At 43.7% G+C, this 19,516-nt stretch carries 14 protein-coding genes; 1 reads left to right on the top strand and 13 read right to left on the bottom strand.

The window, feature by feature from the left end:
• Positions 1-3: 3 nt before the first annotated feature.
• The 8 genes from gltX to DWZ93_RS03980 form a co-directional block, all read right to left on the bottom strand.
• Positions 4-1,464: a glutamate--tRNA ligase gene (gene gltX, locus DWZ93_RS03945; protein WP_118452024.1), complete on the bottom strand. Its 1,461-nt coding sequence runs from the start codon at positions 1,462-1,464 to the stop codon at positions 4-6.
• Positions 1,465-1,547: 83 nt separating this feature from the next.
• Positions 1,548-2,288, bottom strand: a complete 741-nt coding sequence (locus DWZ93_RS03950; protein WP_147364653.1) for a hypothetical protein — start codon at positions 2,286-2,288, stop codon at positions 1,548-1,550.
• A 118-nt stretch (positions 2,289-2,406) separates the two neighbouring features.
• The gene (trxB, locus tag DWZ93_RS03955) at positions 2,407-3,342 is read right to left on the bottom strand and encodes a thioredoxin-disulfide reductase (protein WP_118452026.1); all 936 of its coding nucleotides are present in this window, start codon (positions 3,340-3,342) and stop codon (positions 2,407-2,409) included.
• A gap of 22 nt (positions 3,343-3,364) precedes the next feature.
• A complete protein-coding gene (purB, locus tag DWZ93_RS03960; protein ID WP_118452027.1) occupies positions 3,365-4,798 on the bottom strand; it encodes an adenylosuccinate lyase in 1,434 nt (477 codons plus the stop codon).
• 15 nt (positions 4,799-4,813) lie between these two features.
• Positions 4,814-6,241, bottom strand: coding sequence for an amidophosphoribosyltransferase (gene purF, locus DWZ93_RS03965; RefSeq protein ID WP_118452028.1), 1,428 nt, complete (start codon positions 6,239-6,241; stop codon positions 4,814-4,816).
• 92 nt (positions 6,242-6,333) lie between these two features.
• Positions 6,334-7,101, bottom strand: coding sequence for a hypothetical protein (locus DWZ93_RS03970; protein ID WP_118452029.1), 768 nt, complete (start codon positions 7,099-7,101; stop codon positions 6,334-6,336).
• Entirely contained in the window at positions 7,076-8,359 is a 1,284-nt protein-coding gene (locus DWZ93_RS03975; RefSeq protein ID WP_118452030.1) for a DUF5716 family protein, read from the bottom strand. Before DWZ93_RS03975 ends, DWZ93_RS03970 begins: the two co-directional genes overlap by 26 nt.
• Before the next feature lie 3 nt (positions 8,360-8,362).
• Positions 8,363-11,677, bottom strand: coding sequence for a DUF5717 family protein (locus DWZ93_RS03980; RefSeq protein WP_243061100.1), 3,315 nt, complete (start codon positions 11,675-11,677; stop codon positions 8,363-8,365).
• A gap of 99 nt (positions 11,678-11,776) precedes the next feature.
• Here DWZ93_RS03980 and DWZ93_RS03985 point away from each other — a divergent pair, with 99 nt between their 5' ends.
• Complete coding sequence (locus DWZ93_RS03985) at positions 11,777-12,889, top strand: pyridoxal phosphate-dependent aminotransferase (RefSeq protein WP_118452031.1); 1,113 nt, start codon at positions 11,777-11,779, stop codon at positions 12,887-12,889.
• A gap of 58 nt (positions 12,890-12,947) precedes the next feature.
• On the opposite strand, the gene DWZ93_RS03990 is transcribed toward DWZ93_RS03985, so the two are convergent.
• The 5 genes from DWZ93_RS03990 to carB form a co-directional block, all read right to left on the bottom strand.
• Positions 12,948-13,592 carry a potassium channel family protein gene (locus DWZ93_RS03990; protein ID WP_118383472.1) on the bottom strand — a complete coding sequence of 215 codons (645 nt, stop codon included), beginning with the start codon at positions 13,590-13,592 and terminating at the stop codon, positions 12,948-12,950.
• A gap of 16 nt (positions 13,593-13,608) precedes the next feature.
• The gene (locus DWZ93_RS03995; RefSeq protein WP_118452032.1) at positions 13,609-14,991 is read right to left on the bottom strand and encodes a TrkH family potassium uptake protein; all 1,383 of its coding nucleotides are present in this window, start codon (positions 14,989-14,991) and stop codon (positions 13,609-13,611) included.
• A gap of 91 nt (positions 14,992-15,082) precedes the next feature.
• Positions 15,083-15,442 (bottom strand): cupin domain-containing protein, encoded by a 360-nt coding sequence (locus tag DWZ93_RS04000; RefSeq protein ID WP_118452033.1) that lies wholly within the window; start codon positions 15,440-15,442, stop codon positions 15,083-15,085.
• 120 nt (positions 15,443-15,562) lie between these two features.
• Positions 15,563-16,138 carry a cell wall hydrolase gene (locus tag DWZ93_RS04005; RefSeq protein WP_118452034.1) on the bottom strand — a complete coding sequence of 192 codons (576 nt, stop codon included), beginning with the start codon at positions 16,136-16,138 and terminating at the stop codon, positions 15,563-15,565.
• Positions 16,139-16,317: 179 nt separating this feature from the next.
• The gene (gene carB, locus DWZ93_RS04010; protein ID WP_118452035.1) at positions 16,318-19,515 is read right to left on the bottom strand and encodes a carbamoyl-phosphate synthase large subunit; all 3,198 of its coding nucleotides are present in this window, start codon (positions 19,513-19,515) and stop codon (positions 16,318-16,320) included.
• Position 19,516: the final 1 nt, after the last annotated feature.

Genomic DNA, 19,516 nt, shown 5'->3' on the forward strand with positions numbered 1-19,516 from the left:
GTATTACCTCGTTTCTAACTTCTCAATAGCTTTCTTGATTCGTGCAATGGACTCCTCTTTGCCAAGTACATCCATAATCTCCGTTGCTCCTCCCGGTGTATTCTGCTTACCGGAAATAGCAGTACGGATCGGCCACATTACATAGCCAACTTTCTTCTCGATCTCTCCGGCAAATGCTTTCAGCGTCTCAAACAATGCATCGTTGCTGAAATCTTCCTGCGCTTCCAATACCGGAAGTACGGATTTCAGAAGTTCCAGAGAATTCTCTTCGTTCGTCTTCATCTTCTTATGACAGTACATTGCTGTGTCATACTCCGGAACAGCCTGGAAGAAATCAATCTGATCTTTGATATCCGGCAGAATCTCGATACGAGTCTTCACCAGAGCAGCAATCTTGCGCAGATCATAATCTCCTGTGATCACCTCTTCGATATATGGCTTAGCCAGGTCGAAATATTTTTCAAAATCCATAGCCTTCAGATATTCACCATTCATCCAACGCAGCTTCACAATGTCAAATACTGCCGGGGACTTGCTCATATGGCGATAATCAAATGCTTTTACCAGATCTTCCAGCGAGAAAATCTCCTGATTATCTGTCGGGCACCATCCAAGCAGTGCAACATAGTTCACAATAGCTTCTGATACAAAGCCCTGATCCAGCAAATCTTCGTAAGAAGAATGTCCGCAGCGCTTACTAAGCTTCTTATGATTCTCATCTGTGATCAGCGGACAGTGTACATATACCGGCACATCCCATCCAAACGCTTCATAGAGACGATTATACTTCGGTGCAGAAGAAAGATACTCATTACCTCTTACTACATGTGTAATTCCCATCAGATGGTCATCAATAACATTGGCAAAGTTATAAGTCGGATATCCATCTGACTTAATAAGGATCATATCGTCCAGTTCTGCATTCGGCACAGTAATATCTCCATAAATCTCATCATGGAAGGTTGTCGTGCCTTCTGTCGGCATATTAATACGGATAACATATGGCTTTCCTGCTGCAAGGTTCGCTTCAATCTCTTCTTTAGAAAGGTGAAGGCAATGCTTGTCATATACTACAATCTCTGTACCGGACTCTGATACGGTACTCTTCAGCGATTCCAGTCTCTCTTTGTCACAGAAGCAGTAATAAGCATCTCCCTGCTCGATCAACTGCTTGGCATATTTGAGGTACAGACCTGATTTATTACGCTCACTCTGGACGTACGGACCCACACCGCCATCCTTGTCCGGTCCTTCATCGTGAACCAGACCTGTCTTAGCCAGTGTACGATAAATAATCTCAAGTGCTCCTTCTACAAAACGCTCCTGATCTGTATCTTCGATACGAAGGATAAAATCTCCATCCTCATGCTTAGCGATCAGATATGCATACAATGCTGTTCTCAAATTACCCACATGCATTCTTCCTGTCGGACTTGGGGCAAATCTTGTTCTCACTCTACTCATTTCTCTATCTCCGTTTCTTTTATTATTACTTTATTATTTTATCTGTAAACCAGCTTTCATTGTAACAGAGATAGCCGGTTCATTCAAGGTTTTCTGTACAATTCACCATTAGAACTGCCATACACCGGATTATCCGGATGTACCTCAATGTAAAACAGTTCAGAGAGACCATCAAATGCCGAATCGCTGATATCTACGATATTTGCAGGTATATACACTTCAAAGACCTCACTACCCAGACTGGTAAATGCCCCACCTGCAATAGCTGTACATCTGCTGTCAGCCGGAATATTCAGTACTCCATCTGTAACTGTAATCCCATCACATCCTACTATTCTTCCATCAACATCACATAGAAACCCATTGATACTGGTCACCGTACCTGCATTTTCATCAGGTTCTTCTGTGATCGATCCCTCTGTCCTGTCATATGTAACATCACCTTTCGGCGTATCTGGTACTATGACAGCTGTCACATCCGATGGTCTTTCAGACACATTGCTCTGCATCGGCATTGCAACCTCCTTCGCTGCAGTACCCATCTTCTCCTTAAAATTCTTCATCCCTTCCACAGGTATACTGCATGAATATCGTGCTGTATCCACATTCATCTTGTTCCATGCATACATATGCAGATCATATGTGGTTGCAGTTGGCACAGTCCACGCTTTTGCGGTTCTGTATTCACCATGTTCCATCATACTGAACGTATGAATCTTTTCTGCAGATCCCATCAGAAGTGCTACAGTTAACAGTACCGTGGCTCCCTCTCTGATGCTTTTCTTCTGCAAAATATTTTCTTTTACAGTGTCGTCTTTTGTCAAATCATATTCTACCATGTTTTTATTATATTATGGTTACCGCTTCCAGACAACAGTTTTGGAGGTGTCAAAATGACACCTCCAAATAATCAACATTCATGAAATTATAACTATCTAATATTTAATTACATTTTCCAGATATGTGTACAGCTGCAATCGCGCCATCCGCTGCAGCGGTAACCACTTGCCGCACACTCTTTACACGAATATCACCGGCCACATATACACCAGTCACGCTTGTCTGCATCTCTTCATCCGCACGGATATACCCATTCTCATCCATATCAAGTATTCCCTGAAAGAGAGCTGAATTCGGAATATTTCCCACAAAACCGAACAGACCGATCATACCGTCTTTTGGATCAGCTTCAATCTGCTTCTTCTCTCCGGTCTTAACATTGCGAACAGTCAGTCCCTGCAGGATTCCTGCTCCATGAACCTCTTCTACCACACTGTTCCACAGAAAATCTATCTTAGGATTGGAAAATGCTCTCTCCTGTATAGCCTTCACTGCACGAAGTTCATCTCTTCGGTGGATGATCGTCACCTTTCTCGCAAATCGCGTCAGGTAAATTGCTTCTTCCACCGCAGCATCTCCGCCTCCGGCCACATACACTTCAAGATCTCGGAAAAAATTAGCATCGCAGGTTGCACAATATGAAATACCGCTTCCCCGGTACTTGTCCTCACCTTCACATCCGATTGGACGTGCATGGGCTCCGGCTGCTATGATCACATATCGTCCCTGATAAATCTCTTTTTCACCCTGAAGCTTTTTCACCTCGCCATTAAAATCAACCGACTGGATCTGATCTCTCACCCGCACTGAGCCAAAACGTTCTGCCTGCGCCGACATCCGCTTGATCAATGAAGCGCCGCTCTCGCCTTCCGGCATCTGTCCAGGATAATTCTCAATCTCATCCGTGACTGCAATCTGCCCGCCATCGGCTCCTTTTTCAATTAACAGTACTGACAGCCCGCTTCTGCCGGCATACAAAGCTGCTGACAACCCGGCAGGACCTGCCCCCAGAATCATTACATCATATATCATATTCATACTGTGTCCCTGTTTTTTATTTTTATACGTTAATCTCTGCTTTTACGCCAAGAATACCTTTGTTCTCTTCCAGTAATGGTCGAATCACCTTGGTCAGATACTGATCTACCTGAACAGATGCACGTCCCGTGTATTTAGCCGGATCCATGGTTTTCTTCAGCTCGTCCAGTGTCAAATTGAATGCAGGATCTGCTGCGATCAGTTCCAAAAGATTGTTATCCTTTCCTTCTACCTTGACATTACGTCCTGCTTCCATAGACAGCTCACGGATACGTTCATGCAGCTCCTGTCTGTCTCCGCCGGCCTTAACAGCATCCATCATTATATTCTCTGTAGCCATGAATGGAAGCTCAGACATCAGACGCTTCTCGATAACCTTTGGATATACTACCAGACCGTCTACAACATTCAGGCACAGATCCAGAATACCGTCAATCGCAAGGAATCCTTCCGGTACGCTCAGTCTCTTATTTGCAGAATCATCCAGTGTACGTTCAAACCACTGTGTAGCAGATGTGATCGCCGGATTCAATGCATCAATCATCACATATCTTGACAGAGATGCAATTCTCTCGCTACGCATTGGATTTCTCTTATATGCCATTGCGGAAGAACCGATCTGGCTCTTTTCAAATGGCTCTTCTACTTCCTTTAAATGCTGCAGAAGGCGGATATCATTAGAGAATTTATGTGCGCTTGCAGCAATTCCTGCCAACACATTCAATACACGAGTATCTACCTTACGGGAATAGGTCTGGCCGGATACCGGATAGCACTGTTTGAATCCCATCTTCTCAGCGATCATCGGATCAATCTTATCAATTGTCTCCTGATCTCCATCAAAAAGTTCCAGGAAGCTTGCCTGTGTACCTGTCGTTCCCTTAGAGCCAAGCAGCTTCAACGTGCTCAGTACATAGTCCAGATCTTCCAGATCCATAGAAAATTCCTGAATCCAGAGAGTTGCTCTCTTACCAACTGTTGTCGGCTGTGCCGGCTGGAAATGAGTAAACGCCAGTGTTGGCTGGTCTTTATACTTATCTGCAAAATCTGCCAGCTCTGCAATCACATTCACCAGCTTAGTACGCACCAGCTGCAGTGCTTCATGCATCACGATAATATCGGTATTATCCCCTACATAACAGGAAGTTGCTCCCAGGTGAATGATTCCCTTTGCCTTCGGGCACTGCTGCCCATATGCATATACATGTGACATTACATCATGGCGTACCTTCTTTTCTCTCTCTTTTGCCACTTCGTAATTGATGTCCTCTGCATGCTCCTTCAGTTCTGCAATCTGCTCATCTGTAATATCCAGACCCAATTCTTTCTCGGTCTCTGCCAATGCAATCCATAATCTTCTCCAGGTACGGAACTTCATATCCGGTGAAAAAATGTACTGCATCTCCTTGCTTGCATATCGCTCTGATAATGGGCTGCGGTATCTGTCGTTACTCATCATATTTCCTCCTCGTTAATCAAATGCGTGTGAGATATCCTCATCCGGTACTTCCATCGGATAATTACCGGTGAAGCAGGCATCACAATATCCCAGGTCTCCCACCATTTCTTTTAATTTATCTACTTCCATATAACCAAGCGAATCTGCGCCAATCAGCTCTCTGATCTGCTCGGTTGTATGAGAATGAGCTATTAACTGTTCATTGGACGGTACATCAGTTCCGAAATAACACGGATAAAGGAACGGCGGTGAGCTTATCCTTACATGTACCTCCTTTGCTCCGGCTTTCTTTAACATCCGGATAATATTGGCACAGGTCGTACCTCGCACAATAGAATCGTCTACCATAACGATTCTTTTATCCTTTACGACTTCCTCTATGACATTCAGCTTGATCTTTACGCTGGACTCACGCTCATTCTGCGTCGGCTTAATAAATGTACGTCCTACGTAACTGTTCTTGTGAAATGCCATGCCGTACGGAATACCGGAAGCCTCCGAATATCCCTTGGCCGCCACCAGACCGGAGTCCGGAACGCCTACTACCAGATCAGCCTCTACCGGATAGGACTGTGCCAGTGCCTTGCCGGCAATGATCCGTGAATGATAAACATTCACCTGATCAATGGTACTGTCTGTTCTTGCAAAATAAATATATTCAAATATACATCTGGCATGCTTAGCCGGATCGATTGCCATACTCATATCAGATTGGATACCATTCTTCGTAAATGTAACAATCTCACCAGGTTCTACATCCCGCACAAATTCGCCGCCAACAGCAGCGATCGCACAGCTCTCGGATGCAAGAAAATATGTATCGTCTCTTTTACCGATGCAGAGCGGTTTCAATCCAAACGGATCTCTGGCACCGATCATTTTACGTGGCGATGTAACCACCAGTGCATAGGCACCTTTGATCTTTCCCATCGCATTGCGGACTGCTGCTTCCGCAGTTCCTGCTTTCAGACGTTCTCTGGCAATATGGTATGCGATTACTTCTGAATCAATGGTCGTCTGAAAGATCGCTCCTGTGCGCTCCAGTTCATGACGCAGTTCAATCGCATTGGTCAGATTACCATTATGTGCAATCGCCAGTACACCTTTCACATAATTGATAACCAGAGGCATCGCATTTTCTGCCTTTGATGCTCCTGCTGTTGAATACCGCACATGGCCAACCCCCAGATTGCCATTTAACGCATGCAGAGATTCGCTGTCGAACACTTCATTCACAAGCCCCAATCCCTTCTTGAAGTGTACCTTCCGTTCTCCGTTTGTATCCGTTACCGCGATACCACAGCTCTCCTGTCCTCTGTGCTGCAACGCAAAAAGCCCATAATATATTGTGGGGGCAACATCGCCTCCACTCATATCATAGGCTCCAAATACACCGCACTCTTCTCCAAGACCTGTTGTAATCTTCTCAAATTTATTCATGAATGTTCGTCTCCTTATGTCATATTAATATTCATAGTTCAACACTCAATGACATACATGATTATAATATAGCGTATTCGGAAAATCAATTATCAATTATCAGTTCTCCGATACTCACGCTTCCACTTTTCCAAAACCTGCGCTTCAATATCCAGATCTGCCTGCTGCAAGGCTTCTTTCATATCTTCTTTCAATTCACTGTTCAGATTCAGATATGTCTGCTCTTTGGACAGCATTTTCCCATAAGCATCCTCCGGCAGATATTTGTAACAGCAATAAAGATACGGCTTTAAAATAGAAGCATCCGGATTCACCTCATAAGCTCTCTCATACATATGCGCCGCTTCTTCATACAGAAACATCTTGCCATATGCCGCACCAAGGCAGCTGTATACCTTACTGTAGAACTCTTTACCAATGGACTCATCCCAGTCCTTGTTCACAATAGACTGATACACAAGAATCGCAGATGCGGTCTCACCGGAATTCAACAGATTGTCTGCTTTGTACTTCTCGCGTTCTACTTCGTTCTGATTCTTCAAATGTTCCAGTACATTGTGAATCTTGGTGATCTCCGCTGCAGAATAAATCGCAGCATGACTCAGCACCGTCAGCAGGAACTGTTCCGTTGTGCAGTTCTGATCTAACAATACCCTGAGTTCTGCAGCCAGATCGTCTAATTCCAGTTCTTCTTCCAGCCAGTCACATAATTTTTTATTGATGATCGTATAATCAATCAGATACAGATTATTGCAGAAATAATAGCAGAGTTCTTCTATGGTATAGATATGCATATGAATTCTGGTGATTTCATATGGATGCTTTGCTTTTTTTCTATGACAAAGAATTAAACTGCCCATGACTTCCTCCTAAATGTATGATCTTCTCTACCTGAAAATCCGATGCCGGATAAAATTCTCCGAATCCGATATCCTTAAAAATGATCTTGCAGGTACGTTCGTCCAAAAAGATGGTCTCGATCTGAAGCCGGAGCGCATAATCTCTCCTGCTTTTAAGTCCTTCCAACGAGACAGTCTCCGCCTCTAATTCTCCGGTTGCCAACGATTCAATATGAATCTCAATATCCGAAGTATCTTCCAGAAGTACCTCCCACTGTCCGTCGGATTCATACCAGTGGCTTCCCCACTGCACGATCGGATACCAGCCCTCCTTACCGTGTACCCGCATACGCAGACACACCTGTTCCATCATCTTGCTGTCATCCAGATAAACCGGGATTTCATCCTCTTCTCTGGTCTGATGCCACGCATGATAGCAGGCACCTTTACTATATAAATTATTACCGATAAATGCACGCCGTCCGTTACACAATACCTTCAGGGATAACGGATACCAGTTATTCTCAAAGCCTTCCCCTGTCAGGAATACAGAAGACACGACTTTTTTCTCAAATACACTCTGGATAAATGCACGGAACCGTTCATCGGCGTCCTTTGCCTTATCCACATTCAGTACCGGGTAAACCGCCGCCAGCTCTTTCATTTGTGCATTTGCCACCTGATCTACGGTTACAAACATATCTGCGCCTCTGCCGCTGACCGTCTTTAACTTCCGCAGCATATAAGCACGGATCTCATTGCGGTCACAGTAAAACAATGCGGCCTCATACTGCCAGAGTTCCTTAGGCTGATAAAACATATAATGGCAGAAGCTCTCTTTAAAGTCCTGAACTGCTATATTCTCCTTTGGAATCCCCAGAAATCTTCCCATACCTTTCAACATCTTACTGATGTCAATATCTGTCTTCGGAACGGAGAATGTAATCCGCTCTATATTTTCAAACTGTTCCAGAGCAAGCTGGAGATACTTGGCCAGAAGCCATACTCCATCCTTAACCTGTCCGCCTATCTTAACTTTTTCCTGTTTGACTGCTTTGGTATAAAGATCAGATACCGTGCATTTTTCTTCCACCGATGCAAGCTGTACAGCATCCTTTCCATATACCCATTCATCCTGTAATTCACCAAGGATCATCGGAATCTGAAAATTATCCACTGACACTTCCAGTGTCTCCGGCTCATGCTTTTCCGGTTCGTAATAACTGATCTGGCAAAATTTCTCATTCAGTTCTATTCCAAGTATTTTATCTGCTCTCACCTGTTACCTCCTGCTGCCTGTCTTGCCGAAGATCCGTTCAGCCAGATATGCTTCCTGTTCATACTCGATCATTGCCTGTTTCTTTCTTGCAGGCGCCATACCCGCCATAGCATTCAACTTGCCATATTTACCAATCTCTGGCACCTTCCGTTCCTGTTTCAGCACCTCTTCCGGATCCGTATAGGACTTCTTGCCACTTGTCTCACAGAATGAATAGCGAACCTGTTCATCCTGGAATAACACGAAGCTTTTCACGTAGATATTCTCATATACCGGCATCAGACTCTCTGTCTGATAGCCAAGATCTTCCACATCACCGCGGCGCATCTTATACGTAATACGCACTCTGCCTCCATGGGATGCCTGGAAACTCACCATAGTTTTATCGTAAATCTGTGCCTCTCTGAGCCACGACTCCTCGTATTCCATATAGAATGGAAATACCAGCTGACGCTCACACATTTCCCGCAGAAAACGATGTAGGATCTCTCCCTCTTCCTCGCCGTACTCTTTTCCGGCAAAACGTTTCAGCAGAGCCACTTTACAGATATCTGCCAGATCCTCATCATTTTTCTCTTCATTCATAATGATATCAAAGATGGAGGCACCTACGCTTCTTCCATACACTACATATTCCCTGCTCACATAAGCAAGATATGCCTGTTTCAGGCGGAAATACGGATTGCCATTCAGATAATAATCAATAAATATATCTTCTTCTGCAAACATATCTTCCGAGAACAGCATCTGCGTAATAATACGCTCACCAAGCTTGGTCACAGCAATTCCGTAATCTTTCGCCACTTTCCACAACACTTTCATATTCCGTGTAGAACCACAGTAATAATCAGCAAGATAAGTCAGTGTCATTTTATCATACTGCTGTCTCTTAAAAAGCTCATAGCTCAGATACAGCATAAATTCGTCTTCATCATAATCCTCTTCACGGATCGTCTTACTACACAGGCGAAATACCTCTTTTTCATCAAAAGCCCTGATACCATTCTTCCGGATATTTTCAAAATTCACTTCCAGTTTATTATTCTCTGCACCCCAGTTGGAAATTCTGGACATGTATTTCTTGCACATTTCCAGATAACGTGGTTCATAGAACAGACGCTTCGTCTCAAATGCAATGGAATCCGTATGATATCCTCCATCCATGGTCTGCCAGATAATCCTTGCTTCCTTATCGTACAGATAAACGATCATACCATCCGGTCTGTACGGAATTCTCTGCTTTACTGTACCATCCTTTTCAATGACCAGGGCACATTTCAGATTATGCACCTTAGTCTTCACCAGATATGCATGGCAGATATCACGCATAGCTTCCAGACGTTCTCCGGTCATTTCTTCCTCTGTACAGAACTTCTTATAAATCACCTTCAGCGATTCCGTAATATGACGCTTCATAAGCTGTTCCCATGCAAACGCCACCATCTGCTCCCGGTAGCTGATATACAGATCACTGGCATTCTCTTCATAAGTGATCAGATTCGCATAAAGCAGTGCTGCTTTTTTATAATTCAGTGTGTTACCATGCATAAAATACAGAAAGATAGACTTCGGCAATGCTTCTCTCACATCATCTTCTTCAATCGTAGACATATAATACTCATAAAGCTGTGCAATCTTAAATCCTTCATTAACCGCTCTCTGATACCATACAAAATAACGGTTATCCAGCTTATTGCCCTTGATGAGCAGCGTACAGATTGCATTCAGAATCATCGGTTCTGCATAAAGCTTATATAACCGTTCCAGAATATGAAACAGAAATTCACTGTAATTTTTCTGCTGGCTGGCAAGATTAGCCACATACATGGCCATTTCTCTGGAAATCAGGCGATATTTTGATGCAAAATTCAATACCATCATCTCGAACTGTCCAAGCTTCTTCAAAAGCAGGCTCTTCTCTTCATAACACTGAAATGCTTCTAACAGAAATAAGACTCCATTGGTCCGATAATTCTGATAATGCTGTTCCAGTGCCGCCAGACGTCTGCCCTTGTCCCGATACTGTGGATCAATATCCAGAAGCATCAACAGAAGCATGGTCGAATCCTGCTGTCTGAGATAAATCTTACCAACCTCATCTATCACACGATCCATATGACTTCCATGTCCACGCACCAATGCCGTCAGATACAGATAGTAAGCATTCACCTTCGGATTCTTACCGATCGCAAACCGGTTATAATTATAATTCTCCAGAATCCACTTGGCATCTTCGATCTGATTGCCATGAATATATACATGTGCCTGAAATAACTGAAGATACTCATCCAGCGGATCGATCTGACGCATCTTCTTCACCTTATCCACAGCACTCTCTGTCCATTTATCCAACGTCATGCGGCCTGCCACACAGGAAACATGTTCCTTTACTACTTGTGCCATCAAAAATTCGATCTCTCGATGATTCTCATCATAGGAGCCATTCTGCATAACCTCCACATCATAACTCAGAATCTCATACGGAGTGATCAGATGGATCTTACCAAAGTTACGTCCTGCATGCAGGCCGTCCGGCTTCACAAGAAAATCTACCTGGTATACATTGCCCACAAAATCGTCTGTCGTAAAACGGTTGCGGCTGACGCTTAAGAATTCGCCCTCTGTCTGAATCTGAACCGGCATATATCCCCAGGTATTCTTGATCACTGTCAGCGTCTGCTTGGTAATCTCCTTCACGTCCTGAAACAGCATACCTTCCCCCGGAAGTGTCAGGAAAATACATTCTTTCTGTTTAATACCTACCAGAAACTCTTCCATAGCAGCTTCATCCAGAGACCATTTGCGCATATTATCATATAAATAAAAGATACGCTTATCCTCGTATTTTAACACTTCATAAAATTCACGGGAACGGAATAACTTCAATGCTTCTGTATAATCCTTAACCGCCAGTCTTCGGAAATCATCCGTATTCTGCACCTTACCGTAATTCGTCATTACATAAGGTTTCTCTATCAATGCTGTAAACGGAATCGTATATTCTCCTCCGGTACACACAATGGTAAATGTTCCCTGCTCCACATGTCCCGGCAGCAGTCCTCTGCCATCATATTCAAATTCTACTCTTACCGGATTCCCTTCAAATCCCTGTTCCAGACAACGCATACGAAAAGAAGACGAGTATACCAGCCCTCTGATAGAGCCTTCCCCTCGATTCTTGATCATGAAATATCCCTTATAAACTTCCCCTTCACCAATGGTGAGAATCAGGCTTGTATCCGGAAAGACAACCTGCGGCTGCGCCAGTTGAAAATCTCCTTTTGAAAACTTTTTAATTTTATTTTTCAAGCCATCCACCTCTTCTTGCATTGCTTTTTTCTTTAAACATACTATAATGAAGTATAGCATTGTTTCATGTTTAAAGGCAATACCAACCACAAAATATAGGAGATTATTATGTCTGAGAAGAATATTCAACAGGATCGTCCTGCTTTTCACGGAAGTGATATCGAACAAATCGAACAATATTATAAGATTCCTGCAGAAAGTATTATCAAATTTGGTGCTAATGTGAACCCATTAGGACTTTCTGCTACATTAAAGAAAGACCTGGCTGAACATCTAGATGTGATCACCAGTTATCCGGATCGCGATTACAAAGAACTCCGTTCTGCGATTGCGGATTACTGTGGTGTCAAGATGGAACACGTTGTAACCGGCAATGGTTCCACCGAACTGATCTCTCTGCTGATCAGTGAACGAAATGCCAGACATGCTATGGTCATCGGACCAACCTATTCTGAATATGAACGGGAGCTTTCACTCACAGGTGGACACATTTCCGAATACAATCTTTCTGAAGAACATGACTTTCATCTGGATATTGATGATTTTGCCAAAGCTCTGGCTGATGACGTAGATTTTGTGATTCTGTGTAATCCTAATAATCCTACTTCCTCAGCCATGAAAAAAGACGAGCTTCGCTCTCTTCTTGAGCTCTGTAATTCAAGAGATATTTTCGTAATGATCGATGAGACCTATGTAGAATTTGCTCCAGATGTGTCCGAAATTACCGCCATGCCGTTAGCAGCTACTTATGATAATCTGATGATCCTGCGCGGTGCATCTAAGTTCTATGCAGCTCCGGGACTCCGTCTGGGCTACGGTGTCACAAGTAACCAGGCTTTCCTGGATACACTGAAAGAACACCAGAACCCATGGAGTCTGAACAGTCTGGGCGCTTATGCAGGCGTGCGCATGTTGCAGGATAAAGATTTTATTCAGAAAACGCGTTCTCTGATCCTTTCTGAGCGGGAACGTATCCTCAATGAACTGAATTCTTTCCGTTATGCCAAGACATATCCGGCATACGCCAATTTCATTCTGGTTAAGATACTCCGGGATGACCTGACATCTTTTGATATCTTTGACCGGGCAATCCGCCAGGGCATGATGATCCGCGACTGTTCATCATTTGAAGGACTGCCGGGTGAATACATCCGTTTCTGCATCATGCTTCCGGAAGATAACACAAGACTGCTTCACTGTCTTGCTGAATCACTGGCATAGCGATTATAAAGTGTCAATAGCAGCCGTTTCGCATTTACTTCTCGAAACGGCTGCTATTTTATCCAATCTTACGAAGATCATGATTAGCTCCCACTAATATCAGGATCATATCTTTCTTCAGTTTTTCATCCGGATCAGGATTCACCTCCACCTGACTATTCCACTTAATTCCAACCACAATCACTCCATATTTTTTACGTATATCCAACTCTTTCAGGCTCTTGCCGATCCATGCTTTCGGAACTTCTGATTCCGCAATACTGTAATCTGGCGACAGTGCAATCCAGTCTGCAAAGCTTGCCTTCATTAGATTTCTTGCAAGCTTGATGCCTATTTCCTTTTCCGGGGAAATCACAGCATCTGCTCCAATCTTCTTAAGTATCTCTGCATGCCTTTCGTTCTTTGTCTTGACTACAACATACGGAACACCGATTTCCTTACAGATAACAGTTGCCATAATACTTGCTTCCAGATTAACCGATTCCGCAATGACCACACCGTCCAGATTACGGGTTCCGAGTGAATGGATAAAATCCGGATCACCAAAATCTGCCTGCATAGCATAAGATACAGAATCCGCAATGTGCTCTACCCGCTCCATATCCTTATCCACTGCTATTACTTCACAGCCAAGTCTCTGCAATTCAACAGCCACACTTTCGCCAAACTTTCCTACTCCAAATACTGCAAATTGTTTGTTCATCATTATCCTCCACGTATTATCCGATCATTATCCTCTCTGACGGCAGCGTTCTCAACTTTTCCTTCAGATTTACTTTTCCCGCAAATAAAAGCGCAATTGTCATAGGACCAACTCTTCCAATGTACATCAGGATCATCAGAACAATCTTACTGCCCGTATGTAATTTCGTCGTAAGATCTGCTGTCAGTCCAACTGTCGCAAATGCGGATGCCGTCTCATACATAATCCGTTGAAACCCTATATTATCAGGCTCAATCACTGCAATCGCCGTAGTTCCAATAATATATACTCCAAGTGCCAGCATGATCGCTACAAATCCCACTCGAAAATTGTCCTCGTCAATCTTTCTTCCAAAGCATTCAATATCATGACCACCTCGCAGCATCGTAAGAAATGCTAAAAAAAGCATGGCAAATGTCGTTGTTTTTAATCCACCTGCGGTTCCGCCCGGAGAAGCCCCGATAAACATCAGGATCGTACTGAGAAATCCTGTTTCTTCATGCATTCCCACCTGCGAAAACGTAAAGAAGCCTGCAGTTCTTGTCGTTACCGACTGAAATGCAGAAGCCATAAACTTCTGTCTGATACTTAAGCTGCCAATCGTATCCGGATTATTATATTCCAATATAAATGTCAGGATCGTTCCCAATAAGAAAAGCACCAGTGAGGTGACCAATACTATCTTTGTATGAAGTCTCAGTCTTGTAAACCACCATTTCCGCGGTACTTCATGTCGCCGGATTCTCTTACAATTGTCAACCACATCATACCATACGGTAAAGCCAATTCCTCCAAGCGTAATCAGAAGCATAGTAGTAATATTAATCAATGGATTCGTCACATATTTTGCAAGACTATCTTCTCCAAGAATATCAATTCCGGCATTACAGAATGCTGAAACAGAATGAAACACACCATACCAGATTCCTTTTAGCAGTCCAAAGTCCGGCACAAACTGAATTGCATACAATACCGCTCCTGCGCCCTCGACAACCAGTGTTCCAAGAAGTATCCTCCTGACCATCCCCACCAGTCCGCCAAGCGAATCCATGTTGTAAGTCTCCTGAATCACAATACGTTCTTTCAGAGTGATCTTGCGACGCATAATCATAAAAAATGCAGCTACACATGCTACAATTCCCAATCCACCAATCTGAATCAGTAAAAGAAGCACCACTTTTCCAACAATCGTAAACTGATACTTCGGGACAATTGTGATAAGCCCTGTCACACAAACAGATGTCGTAGATGTAAACAACGCATCTAAGAAGCTGATCGGCTTCTCGTTACAGATTGGAAGCCACAAAAGCACAGCACCAATAAGAATTACCCCCAGGAACCCAACTGCCAGTATTTTCATCGTATTCCACCTGAGATTTTTCTTTTTCTCTTGTCTCATTCATTTTCCCCTTCACAATAATATCCTATACAATTCCTGATTGAGCCAGAGACTGTATAGGATATTTTCAGCTTATTCTATATAGATAGGACTATTTTTTCAGGATCACAGCCACCATGACGAGTTCTTCCTTACCATTGTTCTTCAGACCATGGCCATGTCCGTCCTCACAGTAAGTCACATCACCTGCTTCCACTGCCACCGCTTCACCATCTTCTTCGTACATTCCGGTTCCCTCAAGAATGTAATACATCTCAGCTTCACCGTGATGCTCGTGATGACCGATCTCACAGTTTGGCTTCAAAGCGATCCGGTTCAGCAAACCGCAATGTTCACCACGCTGTTCAGGCGTAATCAACTCTTCTTTCATAATAAATCCCGCACCGCCATTTACATGCTCTGCTGTCTTTGTTACTCTGTCCTTAGCTGTTGTTTTAAGCATCTTCTCCATTGTGCTCTTCCTCCTCTCGTGTACTTTTGATTATACACGAATCCATTCTGTAATTCAACTTAGAAGCCTGTCTGTCAGACTATTCCGAAAATCATATGCCATCAGCCTCTCTGCATAACCTTAATGAAAATAATGTGCACCAATCTGATAGCCATATCCTCCTTGGTCAAAATACAGGCAGTCACCGATCGGATTCTCCCCAGCGAGTGCTGCTTCTGCCGCCTGCATAGCCGATTCCGTATATCCATCCGTACTACGCACTCTGTCCAGCCATCCGCTTCCTGCCGGACAGAACTGTCCCGGCTGATAAATCACTTCCTCCATGGTATCTGGATATGCTTCATTCGCCATACGATTCAATACCACAGCCCCCACTGCCACCTGTCCGGTAAAAGACTGGTTACCGGCTTCACAGAAAATAATGGAAGCCAGAAGTTTCTCAGCTCTCTCTTCCTCTTCTTTTAGTGTATCTTCTATCTTTGATGTAAGCTTTGTCTGTAACCCGGTCTGCATTTTATTTTTCTTAATACACTCTATTCCAGACGCACTTTTGACAACCTGTCCGACAGTTAGAATTGCTTTGCTCTCCGGTGTACCTATTTGATCAATCTCTGCCGCCTGACTGCTAAATCCTATACTTAGTGCCACGATCGCTGCTAACACCATACGCCATCTGCAATTATTTAATTTAAACATAATAAAATGATGCCCTCCTGTTACATATTTTATTTTGTTAATAAAGTATACTCATTTTTTTCGAGTTTATTACATTTATTACAAAATTGTTACATGTGATAACGAGGGCATCATAACATCTTTACTTATTCAATTCAATTACAGATGCATTCCAGAACTGGTAGGGATTGACTGGCTTGCTATAATTTTGCAATATCAATCAATGTCAGTTTCTTAATATCTGTGTTCTCCAGACTGGTGATCAACGCCTTGGCTGTATCAATCGCAGTCAGTACATTGACTCCTGTCTCAATTGCGCTTCTGCGAATCACAAAACCATCCTTAGAGTGCTCTACTCCCTGTGGCGGTGTATCGATAACCAGATCGATCTTGTGTCCAAGGATCAGATCCATCAGGTTCGGAGATTCCTGTTCGATCTTATTGACAGCGATTGCCTTTACTCCGGCATTCTTCAGAGTCTCTGCTGTTCCTGCCGTAGCAAAGATTTTATATCCGATCTCAGCAAATCTGCGTCCGATCTCAACAGCCTCTTCTTTATCTTCATCCTTTACTGTCATGATCATATTCTTAAACTTCGGAAGCTTGATTCCTGCACCAAGGAATGCCTTGTACAATGCCTCATCAAATGTCTTTGCAATACCCAGACACTCTCCGGTAGACTTCATCTCTGGTCCAAGGCTGATATCTGCATCACGGATCTTCTCAAAGGAGAATACAGGCATCTTCACTGCAAAGTAATCTGCTTCCGGCTGCAATCCCGGTGTATATCCAAGATCTTTGATCTTATGTCCCATAATAACTTTTGATGCAAGCGGAACAATCGGAATACCGGTAACTTTACTGATATACGGTACGGTACGGCTGGATCTCGGGTTCACCTCAATTACATACACATCTTCTCCACATACAATGAACTGGATGTTAATCAGACCGATTACGTGCAGAGACTGTGCGAGTCTCTTTGTGTACTCTTCAATCGTCTTCTTTGTCTTCTCTGTAATACTCTTTGCAGGATATACAGAAATACTGTCTCCGGAATGGATACCTGCTCTCTCTATATGTTCCATGATACCAGGAATCAGGATATCTTCGCCATCGCATACGGCATCGACCTCAATTTCCTTGCCCTGCAGATATTTATCTACCAGGATTGGATGATCCTGTGCGATACGGTTAATAATACCAATAAATTCATCCACATCGTGATCATCAATTGCAATCTGCATACCCTGTCCGCCAAGTACGTAAGACGGTCTTACCAGAACCGGGTATCCCAGACGGTTCGCAACTTCTTTTGCTTCCTCCGCTGTAAATACAGTACCGCCGGTCGGTCTTGGAATTTCACACTTCTCAAGGATCTCATCGAAGAGCTCTCTATCCTCTGCTGCATCTACGTTCTCAGCAGATGTACCAAGGATCGGCACGCCCATCTTCATCAGAGACTCTGTCAGCTTGATCGCTGTCTGTCCGCCAAACTGTACTACTGCTCCGTCCGGTTTTTCAAGATCTACAATGCTTTCTACATCTTCCGGTGTCAAAGGCTCAAAATACAGCTTGTCTGCAATATCAAAGTCTGTACTTACCGTCTCCGGGTTATTATTTACGATAATTGTTTCATAGCCTTCTTTTGCAAATGCCCAGGTACAGTGTACAGAACAGAAGTCAAATTCAATACCCTGACCGATACGGATCGGACCAGAACCAAGTACCAGAACCTTCTTACGGTCATTCGTCTCTGTCACTTCATTTTCACTGCCATATACAGAATAGTAATATGGAGTCTCTGCTGCGAACTCTGCCGCACAGGTATCTACCATCTTATATGCTGCAGTAATGCCATACTGATGGCGCATGTCATGAATCTCACGCTCAGTGTGTCCTGTAATCTCAGCAATCACATTATCTGGGAACTCCATACGTTTCGCTTCACGAAGCAGATCCTCATCCAGTGCGCTGCGCTTCATCTGAAGCTCTATCTCTACCAGATGTGCAATCTTGTCGATAAACCATTTATCAATCTTGGTCACTCTGTGAATCTCATCATAGCTGATCCCCTGACGAATTGCTTCTGCGATCTTCCAGATACGTCTGTCATCTACAACCTTCAATACTTCCAGAAGTTCCTCTCCTGTCAGATAAGAATAATCATAAGACATCAGACTGTCCACATGCTGCTCCAGAGAACGGATAGCTTTCATCAGCGCTCCTTCAAAGTTATCACAGATACTCATAACCTCTCCGGTAGCTTTCATCTGAGTTGTCAGTGTTCTCTTTGCACTGATAAATTTATCAAATGGCAGACGCGGGATCTTAACTACACAGTAGTCCAGCATCGGCTCAAAACTTGCATAAGTCTTCTTAGTAACTGCGTTCTTGATCTCATCAAGTGTGTAACCAAGTGCAATTTTAGCAGCAACCTTAGCAATCGGATATCCTGTTGCCTTAGATGCCAGCGCAGAAGAACGGCTCACACGAGGGTTAACCTCGATTACACAGTATTCGAATGTATCCGGATGCAGCGCATACTGCACATTACATCCACCGGTAATATTCAGTTCACTGATGATATTCAGTGCAGATGTACGCAACATCTGATACTCTTTATCGCCCAGTGTCTGAGAAGGTGCTACTACGATACTATCTCCGGTATGTACACCAACCGGATCAATATTTTCCATATTACATACAGTAATGCAGTTACCATTGCTGTCACGCATTACCTCGTACTCGATCTCTTTCCATCCTGCGATGCATCGCTCTACCAGTACCTGACCAACACGAGACAGGCGAAGTCCGTTTTCCAGAATTTCCACCAACTGTACTCTGTCGTGAGCGATACCGCCGCCGCTTCCGCCCAGTGTATAAGCAGGTCTTAACACAACCGGATATCCGATGCTCTCAGCAAACTGGACACCGTCTTCCACATTTTCAACGACCAGTGAAGCTGCACATGGCTCACCGATCTTCTCCATGGTCTTCTTAAATTCCAGACGGTCTTCGGCTTTCTTGATCGTCTCAGATGTAGTACCGATCAGACGTACGTTATTCTCTTTTAAGAAACCAGCTTCCTCAAGCTCCATAGCAAGGTTAAGCGCAGCCTGTCCGCCCAGTGTAGGAAGTACGCTGTCCGGCTTCTCTTTCTTTATCAGCTGCTCTACTACTTCTACGGTCAGCGGCTCGATATATACACGGTCTGCAATGTCCTTATCAGTCATAATAGTTGCAGGGTTAGAGTTCAGTAAGACAACCTCTACTCCCTCTTCTTTCAGAGAACGACATGCCTGTGTTCCTGCATAATCAAATTCTGCTGCCTGACCGATTACAATTGGTCCCGATCCGATTACAAGTACTTTTTTAATATCTTTTATCCTAGGCATC

The sequence above is a fragment of the Dorea sp. AF36-15AT genome (genome assembly GCF_003477705.1).
GTDB classification, from domain to species: domain Bacteria; phylum Bacillota; class Clostridia; order Lachnospirales; family Lachnospiraceae; genus Claveliimonas; species Claveliimonas ammoniilytica.

Bases quoted from the DNA above. Each gene is read 5' to 3' on its own strand.
- DWZ93_RS03985 (WP_118452031.1), top strand. From the start codon at position 11,777: ATGTCTGAGAAGAATATTCAACAGGATCGTCCTGCTTTTCACGGAAGT.
- DWZ93_RS04005 (WP_118452034.1), bottom strand. From the start codon at position 16,138: ATGTTTAAATTAAATAATTGCAGATGGCGTATGGTGTTAGCAGCGATC.
- gltX (WP_118452024.1), bottom strand. From the start codon at position 1,464: ATGAGTAGAGTGAGAACAAGATTTGCCCCAAGTCCGACAGGAAGAATG.
- DWZ93_RS03970 (WP_118452029.1), bottom strand. From the start codon at position 7,101: ATGGGCAGTTTAATTCTTTGTCATAGAAAAAAAGCAAAGCATCCATAT.
- purB (WP_118452027.1), bottom strand. From the start codon at position 4,798: ATGAGTAACGACAGATACCGCAGCCCATTATCAGAGCGATATGCAAGC.
- trxB (WP_118452026.1), bottom strand. From the start codon at position 3,342: ATGAATATGATATATGATGTAATGATTCTGGGGGCAGGTCCTGCCGGG.
- DWZ93_RS04000 (WP_118452033.1), bottom strand. From the start codon at position 15,442: ATGGAGAAGATGCTTAAAACAACAGCTAAGGACAGAGTAACAAAGACA.
- purF (WP_118452028.1), bottom strand. From the start codon at position 6,241: ATGAATAAATTTGAGAAGATTACAACAGGTCTTGGAGAAGAGTGCGGT.
- DWZ93_RS03995 (WP_118452032.1), bottom strand. From the start codon at position 14,991: ATGAGACAAGAGAAAAAGAAAAATCTCAGGTGGAATACGATGAAAATA.
- DWZ93_RS03990 (WP_118383472.1), bottom strand. From the start codon at position 13,592: ATGAACAAACAATTTGCAGTATTTGGAGTAGGAAAGTTTGGCGAAAGT.
- carB (WP_118452035.1), bottom strand. From the start codon at position 19,515: ATGCCTAGGATAAAAGATATTAAAAAAGTACTTGTAATCGGATCGGGA.